The 19,482-nt window shown below is 37.8% G+C and carries 17 protein-coding genes; 8 read left to right on the top strand and 9 right to left on the bottom strand.

Annotated elements, in window-relative coordinates; translation table 11 throughout:
- Positions 1–18 precede the first annotated feature (18 nt).
- Positions 19–237 (bottom strand): hypothetical protein, encoded by a 219-nt coding sequence (locus tag NF867_RS17660; RefSeq protein WP_252589724.1) that lies wholly within the window; start codon positions 235–237, stop codon positions 19–21.
- Positions 238–344: 107 nt separating this feature from the next.
- Here NF867_RS17660 and NF867_RS17655 point away from each other — a divergent pair, with 107 nt between their 5' ends.
- The gene (locus NF867_RS17655) at positions 345–1,118 is read left to right on the top strand and encodes a M90 family metallopeptidase (RefSeq protein WP_252589723.1); all 774 of its coding nucleotides are present in this window, start codon (positions 345–347) and stop codon (positions 1,116–1,118) included.
- Between the two features lie 202 nt (positions 1,119–1,320).
- On the opposite strand, the gene NF867_RS17650 is transcribed toward NF867_RS17655, so the two are convergent.
- Together NF867_RS17650 and NF867_RS17645 are read right to left on the bottom strand one after the other, a co-directional pair.
- Positions 1,321–1,779 carry a hypothetical protein gene (locus tag NF867_RS17650; RefSeq protein ID WP_252589722.1) on the bottom strand — a complete coding sequence of 153 codons (459 nt, stop codon included), beginning with the start codon at positions 1,777–1,779 and terminating at the stop codon, positions 1,321–1,323.
- Positions 1,780–2,063: 284 nt separating this feature from the next.
- Positions 2,064–2,912 carry an OmpA/MotB family protein gene (locus NF867_RS17645; protein WP_252589721.1) on the bottom strand — a complete coding sequence of 283 codons (849 nt, stop codon included), beginning with the start codon at positions 2,910–2,912 and terminating at the stop codon, positions 2,064–2,066.
- A 258-nt stretch (positions 2,913–3,170) separates the two neighbouring features.
- Between NF867_RS17645 and NF867_RS17640 the strand changes: the two genes are divergently transcribed.
- From NF867_RS17640 to NF867_RS17630, 3 genes are read left to right on the top strand one after another with little or no spacing between them, the layout of a single operon-like run.
- Entirely contained in the window at positions 3,171–3,347 is a 177-nt protein-coding gene (locus NF867_RS17640; RefSeq protein ID WP_252589720.1) for a hypothetical protein, read from the top strand.
- Between the two features lie 9 nt (positions 3,348–3,356).
- Positions 3,357–3,854 (top strand): RNA polymerase sigma factor, encoded by a 498-nt coding sequence (locus NF867_RS17635; protein WP_252589719.1) that lies wholly within the window; start codon positions 3,357–3,359, stop codon positions 3,852–3,854.
- 5 nt (positions 3,855–3,859) lie between these two features.
- The gene (locus tag NF867_RS17630; protein ID WP_252589718.1) at positions 3,860–4,498 is read left to right on the top strand and encodes a hypothetical protein; all 639 of its coding nucleotides are present in this window, start codon (positions 3,860–3,862) and stop codon (positions 4,496–4,498) included.
- Positions 4,499–4,531: 33 nt separating this feature from the next.
- Here the strand turns inward: NF867_RS17630 and NF867_RS17625 are convergent, their stop codons facing one another.
- Complete coding sequence (locus tag NF867_RS17625; RefSeq protein WP_252589717.1) at positions 4,532–4,897, bottom strand: nuclear transport factor 2 family protein; 366 nt, start codon at positions 4,895–4,897, stop codon at positions 4,532–4,534.
- A 90-nt stretch (positions 4,898–4,987) separates the two neighbouring features.
- On the opposite strand from NF867_RS17625, the gene purT reads away from it, so the two are divergent.
- Complete coding sequence (gene purT / locus NF867_RS17620; protein ID WP_252589716.1) at positions 4,988–6,175, top strand: formate-dependent phosphoribosylglycinamide formyltransferase; 1,188 nt, start codon at positions 4,988–4,990, stop codon at positions 6,173–6,175.
- Between the two features lie 50 nt (positions 6,176–6,225).
- Here purT and NF867_RS17615 read toward each other — a convergent pair whose 3' ends face one another.
- The 3 genes from NF867_RS17615 to NF867_RS17605 form a co-directional block, all read right to left on the bottom strand.
- Entirely contained in the window at positions 6,226–7,725 is a 1,500-nt protein-coding gene (locus tag NF867_RS17615; RefSeq protein ID WP_252589715.1) for a TlpA family protein disulfide reductase, read from the bottom strand.
- A gap of 89 nt (positions 7,726–7,814) precedes the next feature.
- Complete coding sequence (locus tag NF867_RS17610) at positions 7,815–8,579, bottom strand: dienelactone hydrolase family protein (RefSeq protein ID WP_252589714.1); 765 nt, start codon at positions 8,577–8,579, stop codon at positions 7,815–7,817.
- 7 nt (positions 8,580–8,586) lie between these two features.
- Positions 8,587–9,213, bottom strand: a complete 627-nt coding sequence (locus NF867_RS17605; protein ID WP_252589713.1) for a class I SAM-dependent methyltransferase — start codon at positions 9,211–9,213, stop codon at positions 8,587–8,589.
- Between the two features lie 92 nt (positions 9,214–9,305).
- On the opposite strand from NF867_RS17605, the gene NF867_RS17600 reads away from it, so the two are divergent.
- Positions 9,306–9,914 carry a Crp/Fnr family transcriptional regulator gene (locus tag NF867_RS17600; protein ID WP_252589712.1) on the top strand — a complete coding sequence of 203 codons (609 nt, stop codon included), beginning with the start codon at positions 9,306–9,308 and terminating at the stop codon, positions 9,912–9,914.
- Positions 9,915–10,081: 167 nt separating this feature from the next.
- A complete protein-coding gene (locus NF867_RS17595; protein WP_252589711.1) occupies positions 10,082–10,552 on the top strand; it encodes a carboxymuconolactone decarboxylase family protein in 471 nt (156 codons plus the stop codon).
- A gap of 169 nt (positions 10,553–10,721) precedes the next feature.
- Here NF867_RS17595 and NF867_RS17590 read toward each other — a convergent pair whose 3' ends face one another.
- Complete coding sequence (locus tag NF867_RS17590) at positions 10,722–13,388, bottom strand: DUF5916 domain-containing protein (RefSeq protein WP_252589710.1); 2,667 nt, start codon at positions 13,386–13,388, stop codon at positions 10,722–10,724.
- 282 nt (positions 13,389–13,670) lie between these two features.
- Positions 13,671–15,227 (bottom strand): B12-binding domain-containing radical SAM protein, encoded by a 1,557-nt coding sequence (locus tag NF867_RS17585; protein ID WP_252589709.1) that lies wholly within the window; start codon positions 15,225–15,227, stop codon positions 13,671–13,673.
- A gap of 505 nt (positions 15,228–15,732) precedes the next feature.
- On the opposite strand from NF867_RS17585, the gene dnaE reads away from it, so the two are divergent.
- Entirely contained in the window at positions 15,733–19,290 is a 3,558-nt protein-coding gene (gene dnaE / locus NF867_RS17580; protein WP_252589708.1) for a DNA polymerase III subunit alpha, read from the top strand.
- Positions 19,291–19,482 lie beyond the last annotated feature (192 nt).

Here is a 19,482-nt window from a genome sequence, read left to right as displayed (position 1 = left end):
GCTTTTTCCTAAATCTAATTATATCTTTTCCTGTTTTCTGTAAACAATTGATACTACACTACCTGTGACAAATAAAAGGCCTCCAAGCACGGGTACCCAGCTAATTTCTTTATAGTTGGGGTCATCAAATTCAACCCTTCCAATTTTAAAATCCTTTTCCTTAAAAATCATACTGAAAGCGCTAAATGCTAAAATGGCAATGCCAATGGTTAGCAAGGTTAATCCTGTTGTTCTCATCTTTCACATAATTGATTAATGGTATATTCAGCATTTTTACTGGCAACAATTGCGAGTAAAGAATGTTGGTTAATTGAAACGAAATCGAGTTTTAGCTTTTAATAAAAATGAAACTAATTATAGGGTTATTGGGGATTGCGGTTTTGGTTTGGCTTATACGCAATTACCTCGGTTTGAATAAAAAAACATCAGTAAGAACTTCTATTGCAAATTTAGCCACAATTCTCGAACAAGAAGTGATGTTTTATCAGCGATTATCAATTCATCAAAAGCAACAATTTGAGGAAAAGGTAAATCAGTTTTTGTCAGAGGTGACTATAGAAGGAGTAGGACTGAATATCACAGATGAAGATAGGGTATTGGTAGCGGCGAGTGCTGTAATTCCGGTTTTTTATTTTGATAGCTGGACGTATAAAAACCTGAGCAATGTACTTTTGTATCCCGATACGTTTAATGAATCCTTTCAATATGATAGTGATAAGCGAAATATAGCTGGAATGGTTGGTACCGGTTTTATGAACGGGCAAATGATTCTTTCACAAAGAGCTTTGCGACAAGGTTTCAGAAATAATGCAGATAAATCAAATACCGGTATCCATGAGTTTGTTCATTTGTTAGATAAATCAGATGGTGAAACGGATGGGATCCCTGAAAACCTGCTTGCTCATCAATACACTATTCCATGGTTAAAGTTGATACATGAAGGAATAAGGGATATAAAAAAGGGACAATCGGATATTGATCCTTATGGTGCAACCAATGACGCAGAGTTTTTTGCTGTTGCAGCAGAGTACTTCTTCGAACAACCTCAACGTTTCCAACAAAATCACCCCGAATTGTACGCACTCATGCAATTGATTTTTCAAACTGAGGATAAATAGTTGTGCTCTAATGTGTTTGTATTTATTTGTTCATGGTAGTAATAATTGAAGGTGTGTCGGCTAAGCAGAAACAAAACTTGTAAGAAGAGTTGGGCGAAAACTAATAAAGCATTAATAATTTACTTCAAATCGAAATTCAATTTAAAATAAATGATTAATACTTTAAAAGATTTATACAGAAAATGCGAAAGTTAGGAATGGATTAAACCACTACCAAATCGTATTCATTGTAATCTTCGCAAATTTGGCGGGCATAATCTTCATCAAAATACAGTTTCGCTCCGTGTTTAGCAAAAACCGGATATCGGGTATCGGGTTTTGTTTTGTCTAAAAAGTTGTAGCCTGATAGAAACAGGTCAACTGTAGAAACTTTTACTTTAAAAACACGACGATGTTCTGCTTGATCTAGCACATCCATTAATTCAGAGCGCTCAAGAGAACTTCCTGCTTCTAATTTAACCCTGAAAATTTCGGCTCCGGCTTTTGGTTTGTCCGTAAAAATCAGGTCGAAGTTTTTTACATAGCACGAAAGGCAAAAAAGATCATTATATATTATGGCCGGACAATTTGGATCCCCTAATAATTTGATTGAAAAGCCTGAACGGGTAAAAAAATCTACAACTCTTTTATTCCGACGTAGAATATCATTCTCTGTAATCATATACTGCAACGATAAGATCGCTCTTATTTATTTTTGATTAGTAAGTTTTTAATGGTTCTATCTGTAAAATTGTATACAAAAGTATAAAAAATCAAATGGTTATCCGTTATGGATCAATAAAATATCTACAAGATTAACGCCATAATTCTCCCTGCTTTAAAATTACATTTATACTGAGTATTGAACAACGAGGAAGAGGTTTTGTTTTGAAGAAAAATTCGGCAAATAGACTTAATAACTAAGAGTGGCAATAATGATAGCACCACTCTTATGTTATTTATAAATTATTGCTTAGGTTTCTCTAGTAATTTGAAGAACTGGTCGAGTTGTGGTAAAATAACAATACGAGTACGACGATTAGTCGCCCTTCCGTCGGCTGAGCTATTATCTGCAATTGGCATAAATTCACTTCTACCAGCTGCTGTCATATGCTCAGCAGGTAGTCCGTAATCTTTTTGCAATACTCTTACTACAGCGGTGGCGCGTTTCACACTTAAATCCCAATTGTCTTCTATACAATTGTTTTTAATTGGTTTATTGTCGGTATGCCCTTCAACCATAAACTCAATATTTGGCTGATTAAGTAATACTTTAGCTACTTTTCCTAAAACAACTTTCGCCTGGTTAGTTATCGTGTAACTACCGCTGTTAAACAAAAGCTTATCTGAAATATCAATATAAACCACGCCCTTATCTACTTTAATATTGATGTCTTTGTCATTTAAATCACCAATAGCACCTTTTAGGTTCATCACCAGCGCCATATTCAGCGAATCTTTACGCGCCATTGATTTCTGCAAATCCTGAATGTAAACATCCTTGGCTCCAATATTTTCCATCGATTTTTTGATGCTCTCGGCTTGAGAAGCCGAGATTACCGATAAATCTTGTAGCTGCTTTAAAGCCGCGGTATTGTTTTCTTTTAAATAAGCCATTTGTTGATTTAAATTCTCAACCTGTGTATTTGCTTTGCTTAGCTGGCTTTCACAGTCTTGCTGTTTGGCAAGCAACTGTTGATATTGTGTGTTTATATCCTCTTTTTCGGCTTTTACCAGTTTAAGTTTTTTGTTGCTTACGCATGAAAATAAAAATGCGGTGCAAAATATGGCTGCGGCCATTGTTACTTTTTTCATATACCAATTTTTTATGTTAGAAAATTACCTGCTGAATAATACAATCAACAGGCCATTGAGGTAGGATGTACTTGTATAACGACCGAAAACGCGCGATTAGTGCCATCATTACGTTCGTTGAGTCTATTGATGGAGGTAAGTGGTTGAAATCATAGTGGTTATAGTTTGTAGTGGTTTTGATGGAAAAAATAATTTAACTGTGATTTTTTGCCACATCAAGTTAATAATTGGTAAAGATTTTACTTAACTGATTATTTTATGGAAAAGGAAATTGCAAGAAGACAGAATTTAATGACAGTTCTTATATTAATAGTGGTGTTGCAAACTGAAATAAGTTTTGTGATACGAAGTATTGAGCAACAAATTAATGTTGAAGGGAGTTTTAATTGCTCCAAAGAGAGTTCATTGGTCTGTGCAAGAACTCTTTTTAAATAGAAAATGATAATGAGTAAGGAAGAGTTTCTATTACTGCTCGAAAAAAACAAAGGACTTATCTACAAGGTTGCCAATTCTTATTGCAAAAATAATGAGGATCGGAAAGATCTGGTTCAGGAAATTATTATTCAGTTGTGGAGGTCATTTGATCGCTATGATCATAATTATAAGCTGTCCACATGGATGTATCGGGTTGCATTGAATACTGCTATCTCCTTTTATCGCAAGGAGAATAAACGAAAAGATGTGAGTTTACCTTTAATGGAGGAGTTTATTGAAGTTGCTGAGGAAAATTTATCAGAAGACCTCGAAACTAATATTGGATTGTTGCAACAGTTTATTAATGAGTTAAAGGAGCTGGATAAGGCTTTGATGATTTTGTACCTCGAAGAAAGCAGTTATAAAGAAATGGCTGAAATTTTAGGTATTACCGAAACTAACGTGGCTACAAAGATTAGTCGCATTAAAGAGAAATTAAAACAACGTTTTTCACTTGTAAATAATTGATTGCGATGGACGAGTTAGAATTAAAAAGCTTATGGCAACAACAAAGCCGAAAGCTGGAGGAAACATTAATATTAAACAGAAGGCTGATCGAAGAGATTCAAACCCAAAAGGCCGAATCGAAAATCAGGGCGTTTTTAAGAAACCAGGCTGTTTATGTTGTACTTGGTATTTTATGGGTATGGCTCTTAGGCTTTCTGGTTTATCATACTTCGAATATTTTCTTCAGAATATCTATAGGAGCAATTGTTCTATTCAATATTTACGCGGTGGTGGTTTATATGAAGCATATTGCTATACTCAACTCCATTAATATCGCCGAAAGCATTACCGAAACCCAACAGAAGCTTACTGAAGTAAAAATATCCTTATCGAGTGTGGGCCGTATATTGATCTTGCAAACACCGTTTTATTGCACATTTTGGTATAGTACAGAGTTGTTTCAAAAAGCGGGAATACAATTTTGGATAATTAATCTAAGCATTGTCGCAATTTTTGTCGCTGCTTCCATTTTTTTGTACCAAAAACTTACCTACAAAAATATGCACATAAAATGGGTGAAGCATGTGATGGAAAGCTTTGGAGGTAAAACCTTATCGCAAGCTGTTGAATTTGTAGATGAGATAGAAAAGTTTAAAAAAGGTTAAAATCAGGGGAACCCTGCATTAGGGATAATAGTATCAACCATGATAAACTCGAGAAGCAACGATTTTCCCCTCCTTAATCTCCAATACTTCAGCGATCATCATTTCAAACTCCCCTTCAACAGATCTTAAATATTCCATAAAAACGCGATCATCATTGGCCGTTAGCGTTGTGGGTTTATAATGCAAGGTTGGTAAACGGTCAAATGCATCGTGCCACCATTCGTGCAAAGCAGCTTTGCCTGTTACAAATCCATGTGTTTCGGGTCTTCGGGCTTTTAATTTGGGACTAAAATGAATAGCTTCATCATCATAAAGCGATAATAGTTTTTCCAAATTATGTTCATTAAAGGCTTCAAACCAGGTTAAAGCAATCTTTTCATTAATTTCGGCTTGCATCATTCATAAAGTTTAGGTAGTGCAATTTAGCTTGGTTTTCATTTTGCTCAAAATTAAATCCTCTATCTTTGAGCTTCCATTAAAACAAAAATCATGAATAAAAAAATAATGCTGTTGGGTTCTGGTGAGTTGGGTAAAGAGTTCGTCATTGCAGTAAAGCGTCTGGGGCAATATGTAGTAGCAGTTGATTCTTATAATCACGCTCCGGCAATGCAAGTAGCCGATGAACGCGAGGTAATCAATATGCTTGATGGAGCAGAATTAGATCGGATAGTAGCAAAGCACCAACCCGATATTATTGTTCCGGAGGTGGAGGCTATTAGAACCGAACAGTTTTATAATTATGAAACCCAGGGAATTCAGGTGGTTCCTAGCGCCAAGGCTGCTAACTTTACTATGAATCGTAAGCAGATCAGGGATTTGGCAGCAAAAGAACTTGGCCTGAGAACGGCTAACTACCTTTATGCCACGACTCTTGAAGAGTTTAAACAAGCTATTGATCAAATTGGCTTGCCTTGTGTGGTGAAACCGATCATGTCTTCGTCGGGTAAAGGCCAATCGGTAGTACGTACAGCTGATGATATTGAAAAGGCTTGGGAGTCGGCAATGACTCAAGGGCGTGGTAAAGTGCAGGAAGTGATCATTGAAGAATTTATCCGTTTTAATTCTGAAATCACCTTGTTAGCAGTTACACAACAAAACGGACCCACGCTATTTTGCAGTGCCATTGGTCATCGACAGGAGCGCGGCGATTATATGGAGAGCTGGCAACCTGCTCTAATCAGTGAAGCCGATTTACAAAGCGCACAAGATATGGCCGCAAAAATTACTAAAGCTTTGAAGGGTGCCGGTATTTGGGGTGTGGAGTTTTTTTTAACAGATGCAGGTGTTTATTTTTCAGAGTTGTCACCTCGTCCGCATGACACAGGTATGGTTACTTTAGCGGGAACCCAAAACTTCTCAGAATTTGAATTGCATGCGCGGGCTGTTTTAGGTTTACCGATACCAGAAATTACTTTAGAGCGTAATGGGGCAAGCTATGTAGTGCTGGCTGCAAGCGAAAATGCAGGTCAGCCTGTATACGATGGTTTAAAAGAAGCCGCCGCATTTAGCGAAACTGATTTTAAAATCTTCGGAAAGCCTTATACTAAACAATATCGCCGGATGGCAGTTGCTTTGGCTTATGCTGATAAAACTACTTCAACTGATGTGGTGCGTGAAAGAGCGAAACAAGTGGCTTCAAAAATTACTGTGAATGGAGAACAGTCGCCGAGTGTATAGCAAAAACAAAACGGAGACACTGTCTCCGTTTTGTTTTTCGATGTTAATGCTTATAAATATTTCTCAATTTGAGCATATAGTTCTGCTTTATGACTTGGATATAAGGCGTTTTTTTCAACAATATTTCCCTGCTTGTCAATAATGATATAGGTAGGTACAATATATCTTTTCCCATCCCATATAAGTTGGTCAAGATTAGCCATTAATTCTTTATTTGCGCGAACATGAAAGCCTTCAAGTTCATAATATTTTATCATTTCCTTCCATCGTTGATCGTATTTATCTTCATCAATAGATATATAAATCATTGCAACATTATTCTTCTTTAGAAACGTTTTTAGTTCTTTATTATATTGGAATTGTGCTTTACAAGGAGGGCACCACGTAGCCCAGGTGTCAATAAAAATGGTTTGACCTTTAAGTTTATCAGTAAGCTCTTTTAAGGTATTAATTTGATTATAATTTTCAATGATTGTTTCTTGTGGTGTATAATTAGCCTTTGCTTTGTCAGAAAAGGCAACAGCATCATTTACATATGGTTGAATGTAAGATGAATATCGGCTGTTTGGAAATTGTTGTTTGAAATCAGCGAACCATTGAATAATTGCCGATTGAAAACGTTTTTCTATACCCAATGAATATAGAGATTGAGCATGAACAAATTCCGCTGTTTTAGAAGGAAATTCAGTTTTAATTGTGGCGCTAATTCTTATCAGGTCTTCATTTTCATGGCTTATTGGCGGTATTTCTCCTTTGTTTTCCATCAAAAAGCATTTGTATGAATTAAGATAAGTAAAGTAATAATCATTAATCCAGATTGTTTGTGTTGCTAGTAATGATTGAGGAGGGTATTGCTGATAGGTTCTTTTCCAAAGTTCTTCAAAATCAGAAGGGAGCTTTCCAGAATGAAGATTACGATCTTTTAGTTCTCTAAATTTTCTTAAATGATTCCTTATTGCCTCTGCAGTTATACCGGCATAAAGGTAATCTGATGATGTTTTGAGATAACTGTAAAATACCGAATCAATTTTCTTTTCAGTATATAGTTTTTGAGAGGTTTGTAAATCTGCAAGGTGTTTCTCTTTAATCTTTTTCTCCATATCAACCGCGTTACTATCTAATATATAGGCATAATATCCTTCATACATTGGTACGCTAAAGTATCGACCTTTGGGTAAAAATCGTTCCGTCAAAAATTGTTGGCCTGCAGCATTATTACCGTTAAATTTGAAAGGCATTGTTTTGTTGGCTGTGTCAATACTCAGCTTTATTTTGTCTCCTTTTTGTGTATAAAAGAGTGCTTTTTTGCCCAGTACCTCAATTGTTAGCGGGCCTGTTTCGTTCTCATTCAGTTCGATTTTTAAATAGCCTGATGACGTTAAGTTTACTTGTTTTTGGTTCCCATCAAATGCACTTTGGTTTACAGGGACTCTGACCTTAACCTCCGCATTTTTTACATTTTTAATATCTAGCTCGATACTGGTCAATTGAGCGAATAAAGGAACATTACAAAAGAGAGAAACAATTGTAAATAAAATATGTCTTTTCATAATGGAATTAGGTTGGTAGCAATATAATTGTTTTTCATTATTTCATATTATGTTCTTTATAGTTAAAATTTTTTAATATCAATAGATAGCTAATGCGTCTTAGCCTGCAAGCAAAAAAAATCGATGTAAGAAATAATTTCCTGTTTTTGCTCTTTTGTACCACCATCCCACATGTCATTGTGCTTGGTGTTTTTAAGACTAATGATTTGAATGCCTAAATCCTTTTGTTCTTTATCTGTAGGTAAAACACCTGGGTCGGCTGGCATATCAATTGATCGGAATGATAAAATTTGCGGTTGTTTTACCCTCGGAATTGGCATTCGACGATTATCCAACGAAATCACTTTCCAAATCATTTCAGGATGTTCAGAAGCCATTAACATGGCCATATCTCCGCCATTGGAATGACCAATAATTAACAATTTTTCAAAGTTCCAGTTGTTGCCAAATTTCTTTAAGCTTTCTAGTGTAAAAAGCATGTTTTTTACACCTTCTTCCCAAACTGGTTTTCGAAGTTTGAAAAGATCACCACTAGTGGCCATTGGTGGATCTCCGGGTAAATCATGCTGAATGCCAATTACTACAAAGCCTTTTTTAACAAGGTGATTGGCAATGTATGAATAGGCGGTATTTGTCACTCCATAGCCATGATTGATAATAGCAACTGGTGATTTGGTTACAGTATCGGTGGTATTTTCATTTTCATAAATTACAATTGGAACCAATCGATTTCGACCTTCATCTTTAAGGAAAAAATTATGGACACTAACCTCACAATGTATGTTTTGTGCCTGACTAGAAAATGAAAACAAGGCAAGTAGCAGTATTAGCAGATAGGTATGCTTTTGTTTCATGTTATGCTTAATTTTTAACGAATAACAGTGTTAAAATTCTTGGAATAAAGTTTTTGTCATTATTGTCAAAATATTCATTCAGGTGTGTTAACGTTAATCTATGCTTTTTTGCCGTTTGAATAAACTCTGAGATGTTGTGAGTGTAACATTCAACAATATGTTGTCCTTCTTCGGTATCAAATCGGGCTTTGGTGCCAGCGTATTGCTTAAAAGGATGAAGTTCGCCAACATAGACATGACCTCCGGGTTTCAAGCAATTTGCTGCTTTAGCGAAAATGGGATCGAGATTTTCAATATGTTCTAGTATCAGGCTAAAACTTATTAAATCATATGAATCTTTAGCGAAGGTCCAATCTTGCAGAATGTCGGCTTGAATAAATTCAACCCGGTTTGCATTCACTTTTTCTTTAGCGCGCTGTAACATCTCTTCAGAAAGGTCCACGGCCGTAATGTGTTTAGCTTTTGTTGTTAACCATTGAGTGTTTTTTCCGGTGCCACAACCAATTTCGAGGCAGGTATCAAACGAAATATCGGCCAATGTTTCTCGCAAGCTTTTAGCTTCTAAATCCCTGGTTTTATTTTGATTCGTATCGTATTGTGATGCCCAGCTGTTGTAGGCTTTTCGAATGCTCATTTTCTAATTTGTAATGTGAAAGGTAATTACGGATCGGTATAAAGTTAAAAATGTAAGAATTGTTTTAACTTCATTGATGAAAAATACATTTAATGAAGCAAACCTTAAACACACTTACCCCTGATATATACAGTTCGTTTTTAGATCATCTTTCACGTTTTGTTTCTTTAAATGCTGTTGAAAAAGAACGGATACTTGAGGTGTTTGCATTTCGGAAGGTTAAGAAAAAGGAAAACCTCTTAACTGAAGGACAGGTATGCAGCTATAACTATTTTGTCGTTAAAGGTTGCTTGCGGGTTTATCTAATTACCAATACCGGACTAGAACAAATTACCCAATTCGGCATTGAAAACTGGTGGATGACTGATTTTGACAGCTTCGAAAATCAAACCCCTTCACAATTTTTTATTCAAGCAATTGAAGAATCAGAAGTGATTGTAATTGAAAAAAATTCACTGGAAAGTCTGTACATTGAAGTACCTAAGATTGAACGTTATTTCCGGATTATCCTTCAGAAGAACTTTGTGGCCGCGCAACGACGAATACTCTGGATCCATACCATTTCTTCAGAACAGCGTTACCGCAACTTCGTCGAGTTGTTCCCTTCCTTCGTTCAGCGTATTCCTCAATATATGCTAGCTTCTTATTTGGGAATCACACCAGAGTTTTTGAGTAAAATAAGGGCGAAAAAGAACCCCTAAATCCACTAAAGGAAACTTGTTGGCATTAAGTCGGTTTGGTAAGCAAACCAACTTGCTAAGCACCCTTAATAGTTTTGTTATTTCTTAAACTAGATTAATTTTTTTGAGCAGCGGACTCACGACTTTTGAATTGTAAACAATAACAATTATCTGAAAAATTAAAAGTCATGAGTAACAGAATTAACATTAATCAGGTTGAACCAGCTGCTTACAAATCAATGTTGGCTTTCGATAGCTATTTAAAAACCACAGAGATTAACCCGCTGCATAAAGAGCTTATTAAAATAAGAGCATCGCAGATGAATGGATGCGCATACTGTTTGGATATGCATACGTTTGACGCTCGTCATTTAGGAGAAACTGAGCAGCGCCTCTATACTTTAAGCGCTTGGAGAGAAACCCCGTTTTTTAGCGAGGAAGAACAGGCAATATTGGCTTTAACAGAAGAGATGACTTTATTGCCTAAAGGCGTTTCTGATGCAACTTACCAACGTGCCGAAAAGATTTTGGGAGAAAAACTATTGGCCCAGGTTATTATGGCCATTATCATTATTAATGCCTGGAATAGAATAGGAGTTACTTTAACAATGACGCCACTAGTAAGACAATTTAGTGCTAAAGAAAAAGAGGTTGTCTAAAAAGATTTGATTTAGTCACTCTGAGCGTAGTAGAAGGGTGTTTCGACTACGCTCAACATGACTTCGACTCGCTCAACATGACTTCGAGGCTCAACATGACTTCAACTACGCTAAACATGACACAATGTTGTTAATAGAGCTTTTATAGACAGCCTCTTTCGTTGAACTTTTACCGGATAAATCGATAAGTCCACTTTATCAGGAATGTATTGCGACCTTGGTCGGTAAACGCATTGTCGAGCAAGCTACCCATTATTGGTGTGTCAAGTTCATAATTTGAACTAGAAGTACTTCCTTGCGACCATACCAAGTATAACTCCGAGCCAGGTCTGTATTCCCAACGGGCAATTAAGTTTGACCGGAATTGTACAAAGTTGAAGTCAGGCTTAGCGAAATCATACTTTATCGTTCCGTCTCCTTTCTCATCAATAAAATATCGCCCGTCACTTTCGCTTATTTGGTTGGTAGTATAAGGCGTGAACCTATCGTCATAATGCTTGGCCAATGGATCCGATACGTAAGCGAAGTTACTGTAGATCGGTCGGGTAATGTAAGGCTGTGCATAGTATTGAAGCGTTAAATCCGGAGTAATGTTAAAATTCATTCTTCCTGTAAAACGAAGCGTGTTTTGGTCTACTGAGCTAACAATTGAACGGATTATGTCTTGACCTTCTACTTTAGCATTGGTTACAAATTGATCTTGACGACGCCAGTAGTAAGAGTAATCAACTCCTAAACTCATTTGAAGCGCATTTAAAGGCTGGAAGATTAAGGCCATACCTAAATCAGTTCCTTTAACCGTATTTTCAAATCCCCAGAAATTATTGAAATAAAAATTAGTATATATTTTTTTACGATAGTCGCTGTTAACATACCAGTTTTGGCCTATACCTGCCGGCTTGCGTAATGATGAAGTGCCCTGTAAAGTATTGTTTGAAACATCATAGGGATTCCAGGTTAGGCCTACACCCGTTTGCCAATTGTTTTTGAAAGTTGCATGAGAATTGGTATTGAAAGCCTGGTAAAGGAATTGACCTCCAAAATCCCACCTTGACCAATGATTGTAGTTGATCCTTGCAGTACGGAAAATAGAAAATGGTTTTTGAAATTGTAATCCGGCCCAGGTAAAATGATTGATTTCGTTGGATGTTAGCATGAAACCAATATCATTTAATTCGAGTTCGGGAGAACGGAAGGTAACACCGGTTTCAAATTTAAACACCTGACCCATCTTACCTGGTCTTCCTCCAATTTTACCTAAGCGAAAAGTACCCCCTGTACCAGTCAGCGATGTGCGGTCAGGATCCACCGAAACCTCTGGAGCTCCTTGTCTTTGAAATAAGTGTTCGAATGCCGTTTGAATACCTAAAACGGATTCTTTGCTTCCTTCTAAATGACTAAACACCATATTTCCCCTTATGTACCAGGTGCGTTTTTTCCAGTAATGAAGAAAATCAAAACCGCCGGAAAAGGCATTTTTCGTCAACATGTTATTCAGACCCTCTCCTCGGTTTACTGCTGTGAAAATACCTCCTAAAACTGTATTGCCACTATTTATGTCTTTCTGTAATCTTCCAACAAAGTAGTTGGTGAGAGGTTCAACTAATTCACTTCGTCTAACCCCCAAATTATCAATGGTGGCCATCTCGCGTTGGGTTACACTTTCGAGGACGCCAATACTCCATCCTTTTTGGGTTTTACCGCTAAATTTAGCTGCTCCCAGAATTGAAGTGTTTAAAGGAACATCTGCAAACTCCCCAGCTCCGGTAGTTGGATAGCTGTGTGGTGAACTCCCAATACGACGAGAGTAGAAGAGTAGATCAGAGTCGTAATCTCCTCCGGCCTCAGATCCGGTAAGCTGGTAATTAAATATGTTTCGACTTTCAATAAAGAATGGGCGGCGTTCCTCGAAATAGTTCTGAAAACCATCGATCCGAACCTGAGAAGGATCTGCTTCCACTTGTCCGAAATCAGGGTTTACCGTAAAATCAAGAATTAGGTCATTTGTTACGGCAAATTTTCCATCAAGTCCCATGGTCAGTTTTTTGTCTGATCCGGTGGCGAAAGGGTTTCCCGGAGTTGCCTGGTATTTGTCGGCTTGGGCAACAAGATAAGGGGCAATTTCAACCTGTCGATGGGTTGGGATATTTTTAAGGCCATGCAGCTCCCCAAAACTGCTTACCCAAACCCCGGAGTTTTGTGGAATATACTGCCAGGTAGAACGCTCTTCTTTTCTGAAAATGCGGCGCATAACCTGTATGCCCCAAACCTTTTCTGTTTCATTACCGTAACGCAGCTGACTTAGAGGAATTTTAACTTCGGCAGTCCATCCCTGATCATCTACATGGGTTTTAGCAAACCAAATTGGATTCCAGCTCGCATCCCAATTATTACCATTCTCTGAAACAAACTCATCGTTACGAACGCCAGATACAGATAAAGTAAAAGAAAAGGCCGTGCGTAAATCATGATAACTGTCTATATTAATTTCTACCCAATCGCCCGGAAATTCATCTCTTCTTCCCATACGCTTAATGATCGAGTCAGGCGCTAAATCCTGGCAACGATAAGCGATATATAGGTACTGATTATCATAAAGGATTTTGAAACTGGTTTTTTGAGAGGGAGATTTTCCTTCATTAGGTTGCCATTGGGTGAAATCACTTCCCCATTCAACAGCATTCCAGGCTTCTTCCTGTGGAATACCATCGAGATTGATACTCCCATTTATTGATTTGGTAAAGTATTTCTTCTTGGTAATCGTTGAGTCGTTTTTTTGACTGTAAGCGTTAAATGTCAAAAGTGTACAAATTAATAGCAGAAAAGTTTTGTTCATGAATCAATATTAATAATTGTTAGGCTACTTAAAGGTGAGCAGATTGTAACAAAATCGAGGCTTTACGGACCTTCTAAAACATAGATTGTTTTTACTGCTTCATTAGCTTGACAAAAAAATATTGAGGATGTTGCACGGGGGAGGAAAAAGATTCTTATGCCTTTTAAAGTGGTAAATTTTAGGAACTAGGAAGAATTTGTTGAACAATACTGTGCAATAAAGTGGTGAATATTTATAGAAAGTTGAATTACAGAAATAAAAGACCAAGTGAAATTGCATAAATTAATTCTGGTTGAGGCGACTTAGTATTTTTTGAGATGATTTGTGTAAATAGGCATTTGGATCATGATAAATAGCGCCTTGAGGGAGCCAAGACCACCAATCTCCTAAGTCTCTTTTAATAATATTGATATAAAATTCAGGGAGTTGTTGTGTTTCTCCTTCAAAATAATCTCTAAAAGCCCTGTCTTCAATTAGATTTTTACGTACCTGCCGATAAAATTTTAGACGTCCCCAACCTTCGGAAGAAATAGCACGCATAAAATTCATCCATTTTGAGGTGAAGGTTGGAGTTCCATTGAAACGCCGGAAAATTGCTTTTTGTGAAAATGAATATTCAGTTAGATCAATCACTTTGTCATAAAAATCAACCCATTCATAGTTTTTGGGCTTCACATTCATTGCCAGGTGATTATTCAGGAAATGAAATGGAAACGGTAAAACACGGTTTTCTTTTTGATATTCAAGGTTCAATGGTGCCGCTTCTCCAAATGCCGAAAGCAATGAATACCCTGGAAAAGCAGCGGGCGATAAATCGACAAATTGTTTGGTGATTTCAAATGGGTCTGATCCCTCGTCAGAATCTAATCCCAAAACAAAGTTTGTTTGCAGGTATGGTATGTATTTAAAGATCGTGTTTACATGTTGCGAAACGCGCATCATTTTTTCCATACCAGTATTATGGGCTGTTCGTGATTTATTGCCAAGTTCAAACCATGATTCAATGCCCGGTAACATGGCCAAAAATCCATTTTGCTGAAACACTTTCAAATGTTCTTCGGTGAGAATGGATAAGCTGCTTTCGGCAATAAATTGAAAGCTTTTAGGTGGTGCAACACTTGCTATCGCATTCATGTAATGTTCAAATCGTATCCCAAAATTAGGGTCGTGCCACACAATTAGTGGCTTTTTAAATTTAGTTAGCAGAAAGCGCAGGTCTTTTTTGATGGTTTCTACATCCAACGGTTGATAAGGCACCTCCGCGTCAATACAAAATGAACAGGTATAAGGGCAGCCAACACTACCGATCATTGGTACAATTTTAAGGAAAGGAGCCTTTTTTAAGGTTTCTTCAATAAACCTCCAACGCTCAATTACTCCCGGAAAATGTCCCGGTTGTCCTTTTTCGGTTAAGTGTTTTCCCTCTGGTCGTTGAGGTGTACAATTATTGGTGATTTCAGCTATTGTTGATTTATGTGCAAAACCAACTACGTAGTCGAAGTATTTAACGGCATCATCGGGATAGCAACGCGCGTGTGGTCCTCCAAGTACGGTTACAACCCCTTTACTTCTGAAATAGTTGCTCAGGGCATACGCAAGCAAGGCAGCTTGGGTAAATCCGCAAATAAATACCAAATCAATCCCTTGCGGAATTTCTTTACGCAAATCTTCCATTCCCGTATAACAAATCAGTTTTACTTCATGACCATCCTGTTCGCACCAGGTTGCCACAACCTGAGGCATTATACTGGCCATGTTTGCATGCATTATTCTGGCCCAAAGTGTGTTTGTTGGTCCTTTACTAACCAAATCAATAACTCCGATTTTAAGTTTTGGCATGTTGATGATGTTAAAAACAAGATTCTCCGAAAAGCCGGAAATAGCAATGATCTAAAAAGGTGTTAGAAAATATAAGAAGCAGTTAATGTATTTAAGTTAATGTTTATTAATGAATTATTAAAGTGTTGGTTAAGGTTTGTGTTATTTAAAATCAGAGAAGCGGATAATGAAGGAGGAGACAATTTGTTTTTAAATTAAAATGATAATATTGTTTTTGATTGATTTTCCATCATGGATTTTAACAAATTGTAGGTTTAAATAATTTTAAAGGAGATGTGATTTTTGAGAAACTTTAATTTAGCCCACTTTTCAACACCTCTCTAATAACTCCCGCTTTTCTTTACCTTTGAAATCGCTTATTTAGACCATGGTCCATAGTCAATAGACGATTGTAAAGAGCTGTGAATTAATATCTAATGAGCTTTAAGCATTAACGTTCATTAATCTAATTTCATCGACTATCGACAATGGTCTATGGACTAATTAAAACTGCAAATAAAAAAGAATGCCCGAATTCAGTCACCTCCACGTACATACTCAATTCTCCCTGCTCGACGGAGCGGCGGATATTTCCAAACTATATAAAAAAGCCGCTAATGATGGCATGAAAGCCCTTGCCATTACCGACCACGGTAATATGTTTGGCGTATTCAAGTTTGTGGCCGAAGCTGGTAAGCACGACAATAAAGTAAAACCTATTGTAGGTTGTGAGTTTTATGTGGTGACTGATCGTCACGAAAAGAAATTTACCAAAGAGAAAAAAGATAAACGTTACCATCAGCTGTTTCTTGCAAAAAATGCACAGGGTTATAAAAACCTTACTAAACTTTGTTCTTATGGTTTTATGGAGGGTTTGTACAGCAAGTGGCCACGTATTGATAAGGAATTGATCCTCCAATATCACGAAGGGTTAATTGCTACCACCTGTTGTATCGGAGCATCGGTTCCACAGGCCATTTTAAATGAGGGTGAAGAAGCAGGGGAGAAGGAATTTAAATGGTGGCTGGATATTTTTGGTGAAGATTATTACATCGAATTACAGCGACACAACTTACCCGAGCAAGAGAAAGTAAATGAAGTTTTGCTTCGCTTTGCTAAAAAATACAATGTAAAAGTTATTGCATCTAACGATTCACACTATGTGGATCAGGAAGATGCCAACGCTCACGATATTTTATTGTGTATCAACACCGGCGATATACAGGCAACACCAATTGCAACGGATGAAGAAGGCGGTAAAGGTTACCGTTTTGGTTTCCCAAATGATCAGTTCTTCTTCAAAACACAGGCTCAAATGAACGCCTTGTTTCATGATATTCCTGAAGCCATTGATAATACCAACGAAATTGTTGACAAGGTTGATCTACTTAAATTAAAGCAGGATATCCTGCTTCCAAACTTCCCAATACCACCGGGTTTTATTGACCAGATGCAATACCTGGAACACATTACATGGGAAGGAGCCAGGGCTCGTTACGGAGATACATTGGATGCCGACAAAGAAGAACGTATCAATTTTGAGCTGCATACTATCCGTACTATGGGGTTTGCGGGATACTTCCTTATTGTATCCGACTTTATTAAAGCCGGCCGCGATATGGGCGTGTTTATTGGTCCGGGGCGTGGTTCGGCGGCGGGCTCAGCGGTAGCTTATTGTATCGGTATCACCAATATCGACCCGATTAAATACAACCTCCTGTTTGAGCGTTTCTTGAATCCTGACCGTAAGTCAATGCCCGATATTGATACGGATTTTGACGATGAGGGCCGCCAGCGTGTAATTGATTATGTGGTTGATAAGTATGGTAAAAATCAGGTAGCACAGATCATTACTTATGGATCTATGGCAGCAAAAATGTCGATTAAAGACGTTGCTCGCGCCTTGGATTTACCATTACCTGATTCAAATGCCATGGCGAAACTGGTGCCTGATAAGCCCGGTATTTCTTTGGATAGGGTGATGAATGCGCCTATTGATGGAGATAAATCTTTAAAGGATAAGGAAGGTTTAGGTCCGGAAGATATTGAGAACGTTAAGCAGCTTCGAGAGATAAGGGAAGGAAAAGATCTTCGTTCCAAAGTAATTAAGGAAGCTTTAATTCTTGAAGGCTCTATTCGTGGAACCGGTATTCATGCAGCGGGTATCATTATCGCTCCGGAAGATTTAACCAATATCGTTCCGGTTGCCGTTGCCAAAGATTCCGATCTTTTGGTTACACAGTATGAAGGAAAAGTAATTGAAGATGCGGGCGTAATTAAGATGGACTTTTTGGGGCTGAAAACCCTTACTATCATTCGCGACGCATTGAAGATGATAAAAGAGAATCATGGAGTAGAGATCGACATTGATTATATTCCATTGGATGATCAGCAAACCTTTGAACTTTATCAACGGGGTGAAACCAACGGTACATTCCAGTTTGAGAGTCCGGGTATGCAGAAGTACTTAAAGGACCTGGTGCCGGATAAGTTTGAAGACTTAATTGCGATGAACGCCCTGTATCGTCCGGGACCTATCGAGTACATTCCAGATTTTATTGAGCGTAAGCATGGTCGTAAAGCGGTTGAGTATGACTTAGCCGACATGGAAGAGTACCTGTTCGATACCTACGGAATCACCGTGTATCAGGAGCAGGTGATGTTGCTATCGCAGAAACTGGCCAACTTTACCAAAGGTGATGCCGACGTGTTGCGTAAAGCGATGGGTAAAAAAGATCGTAAAACACTGGATAAACTGAAACCTCAGTTTATTGAAAATGCGAAAGAAAAAGGTCATGATGCGAAAGTATTAGAGAAAATCTGGACCGACTGGGAAGCCTTCGCGTCCTACGCATTCAACAAATCTCACTCTACTTGTTATGCTTTCGTAGCTTATCAAACTGCATATCTGAAAGCCCATTATCCCGCTGAATATATGGCTTCGGTATTAACCCATACAAAGGGTCAGATCGATAAGATCACCTTCTTTATGGAAGAGTGTAAGCGTATTGGTGTACCTGTTTTAGGTCCTGATGTAAACGAAAGTTCACTCCACTTTACAGCAACTAAGAAAGGCCAAATCCGCTTTGGCTTGTCGGGGATTAAAGGTTTGGGTGAGGCAGCCATTGAAAGTTTGGTTTCGGAGCGTAAAGAAAACGGACCTTATGCATCGATTTACGATTTTGCCAAACGAGTAAACCTGCGGGCGGTTAATAAAAAATCGTGGGAGAATTTAGTGTATTCAGGTGCCTTTGATTGTTATGATGAATACCACCGTGCCCAATATTTTGGCGTAAATGTTTCGGACCGCTTGAATGGTATTGAACGTTTAGTAAAGTTTGGGAATGATTTTGTGGCCAATCAGAATAGTGCTCAAAACTCTTTGTTTGGAGGAACGGCTGATGCTCATGTTCCAGAGCCTCCAATGCCGGATTCAGAAGAATGGAGTTTATTACAAAAGTTGAGTTTTGAGAAAGAGGTAGTGGGAATGTATATTTCCGGCCACCCTTTAGACGACTATAAATTGGAAATTGACAATTTCTGTAATGCAAGGATTACGGATTTGGCTACACCTAAACCAGGTACATTGGTGGTTGCTGGTATCATTACTGCTGCCGAAGAACGTCTGACAAAACACGGTAAACCTTTTGGAGGCTTTACTTTCGAAGATTATTCAGGTAGTCATCGGATGATAATGTTTTCAGAAGATTATCTGAAAAATAAACACTTCTTCCAATCGGGTTTATGTGTGTTTGTGAAAGGCTCTTTTAAACCACGTTTCGGTCAGGCCGATAATCTGGAATTTAAGGTAGAAAGTATTCAGTTACTCTCAGAAATACGTGAAAAGATGGCCAAAAATGTCACCTTGACTTTTCCATTGCACGAACTTACTTTAGAGTTTATTGATAACCTGGAAACCCTCTGCAAGGCGCATCCTGGTAACTGTAAATTGAAACTCAACGTGATAGACGCTGTTGAGCGTATTGTGCTTGACCTTCCTTCTAAGTCAATTAAAATCGACCCTAATAATAATTTTATGAATGAGATAGGCAAGTTTAAGAATGTGAACTTCAGCTTGAATTAATTGGGTTAATAATATAGAGACAAGGCAGTGATTTTTTAATTGCTGCCTTGTCTATTTAGTAGCCTTCCACTACGCTCAGGCTGATCAATAGTTGTTAAAACGTTGTTTGTTTCGTCTCGCGGATTTCTATGACAAAACCAAATCATTTTTATAGGTGGTTTGGTTTTTTATTAGGGCATATATCCTGTGAAT

The sequence above is a fragment of the Solitalea agri genome, from assembly GCF_023914155.1.
In the GTDB taxonomy this organism is placed as follows: Bacteria; Bacteroidota; Bacteroidia; order Sphingobacteriales; family Sphingobacteriaceae; genus Solitalea; species Solitalea agri.
Note: the sequence above shows the minus strand (reverse complement) of the source record. Positions and strands in the feature narration are given on the sequence as shown.

Excerpts from the sequence above, each read along its gene's own strand:
- NF867_RS17660 (WP_252589724.1), bottom strand. The coding sequence starts at position 237 with ATGAGAACAACAGGATTAACCTTGCTAACCATTGGCATTGCCATTTTA.
- NF867_RS17655 (WP_252589723.1), top strand. The coding sequence starts at position 345 with ATGAAACTAATTATAGGGTTATTGGGGATTGCGGTTTTGGTTTGGCTT.
- NF867_RS17650 (WP_252589722.1), bottom strand. The coding sequence starts at position 1,779 with ATGATTACAGAGAATGATATTCTACGTCGGAATAAAAGAGTTGTAGAT.
- NF867_RS17645 (WP_252589721.1), bottom strand. The coding sequence starts at position 2,912 with ATGAAAAAAGTAACAATGGCCGCAGCCATATTTTGCACCGCATTTTTA.
- NF867_RS17640 (WP_252589720.1), top strand. The coding sequence starts at position 3,171 with ATGGAAAAGGAAATTGCAAGAAGACAGAATTTAATGACAGTTCTTATA.
- NF867_RS17635 (WP_252589719.1), top strand. The coding sequence starts at position 3,357 with ATGAGTAAGGAAGAGTTTCTATTACTGCTCGAAAAAAACAAAGGACTT.
- NF867_RS17630 (WP_252589718.1), top strand. The coding sequence starts at position 3,860 with ATGGACGAGTTAGAATTAAAAAGCTTATGGCAACAACAAAGCCGAAAG.
- NF867_RS17625 (WP_252589717.1), bottom strand. The coding sequence starts at position 4,897 with ATGATGCAAGCCGAAATTAATGAAAAGATTGCTTTAACCTGGTTTGAA.
- purT (WP_252589716.1), top strand. The coding sequence starts at position 4,988 with ATGAATAAAAAAATAATGCTGTTGGGTTCTGGTGAGTTGGGTAAAGAG.
- NF867_RS17615 (WP_252589715.1), bottom strand. The coding sequence starts at position 7,725 with ATGAAAAGACATATTTTATTTACAATTGTTTCTCTCTTTTGTAATGTT.
- NF867_RS17610 (WP_252589714.1), bottom strand. The coding sequence starts at position 8,579 with ATGAAACAAAAGCATACCTATCTGCTAATACTGCTACTTGCCTTGTTT.
- NF867_RS17605 (WP_252589713.1), bottom strand. The coding sequence starts at position 9,213 with ATGAGCATTCGAAAAGCCTACAACAGCTGGGCATCACAATACGATACG.
- NF867_RS17600 (WP_252589712.1), top strand. The coding sequence starts at position 9,306 with ATGAAGCAAACCTTAAACACACTTACCCCTGATATATACAGTTCGTTT.
- NF867_RS17595 (WP_252589711.1), top strand. The coding sequence starts at position 10,082 with ATGAGTAACAGAATTAACATTAATCAGGTTGAACCAGCTGCTTACAAA.
- NF867_RS17590 (WP_252589710.1), bottom strand. The coding sequence starts at position 13,388 with ATGAACAAAACTTTTCTGCTATTAATTTGTACACTTTTGACATTTAAC.
- NF867_RS17585 (WP_252589709.1), bottom strand. The coding sequence starts at position 15,227 with ATGCCAAAACTTAAAATCGGAGTTATTGATTTGGTTAGTAAAGGACCA.
- dnaE (WP_252589708.1), top strand. The coding sequence starts at position 15,733 with ATGCCCGAATTCAGTCACCTCCACGTACATACTCAATTCTCCCTGCTC.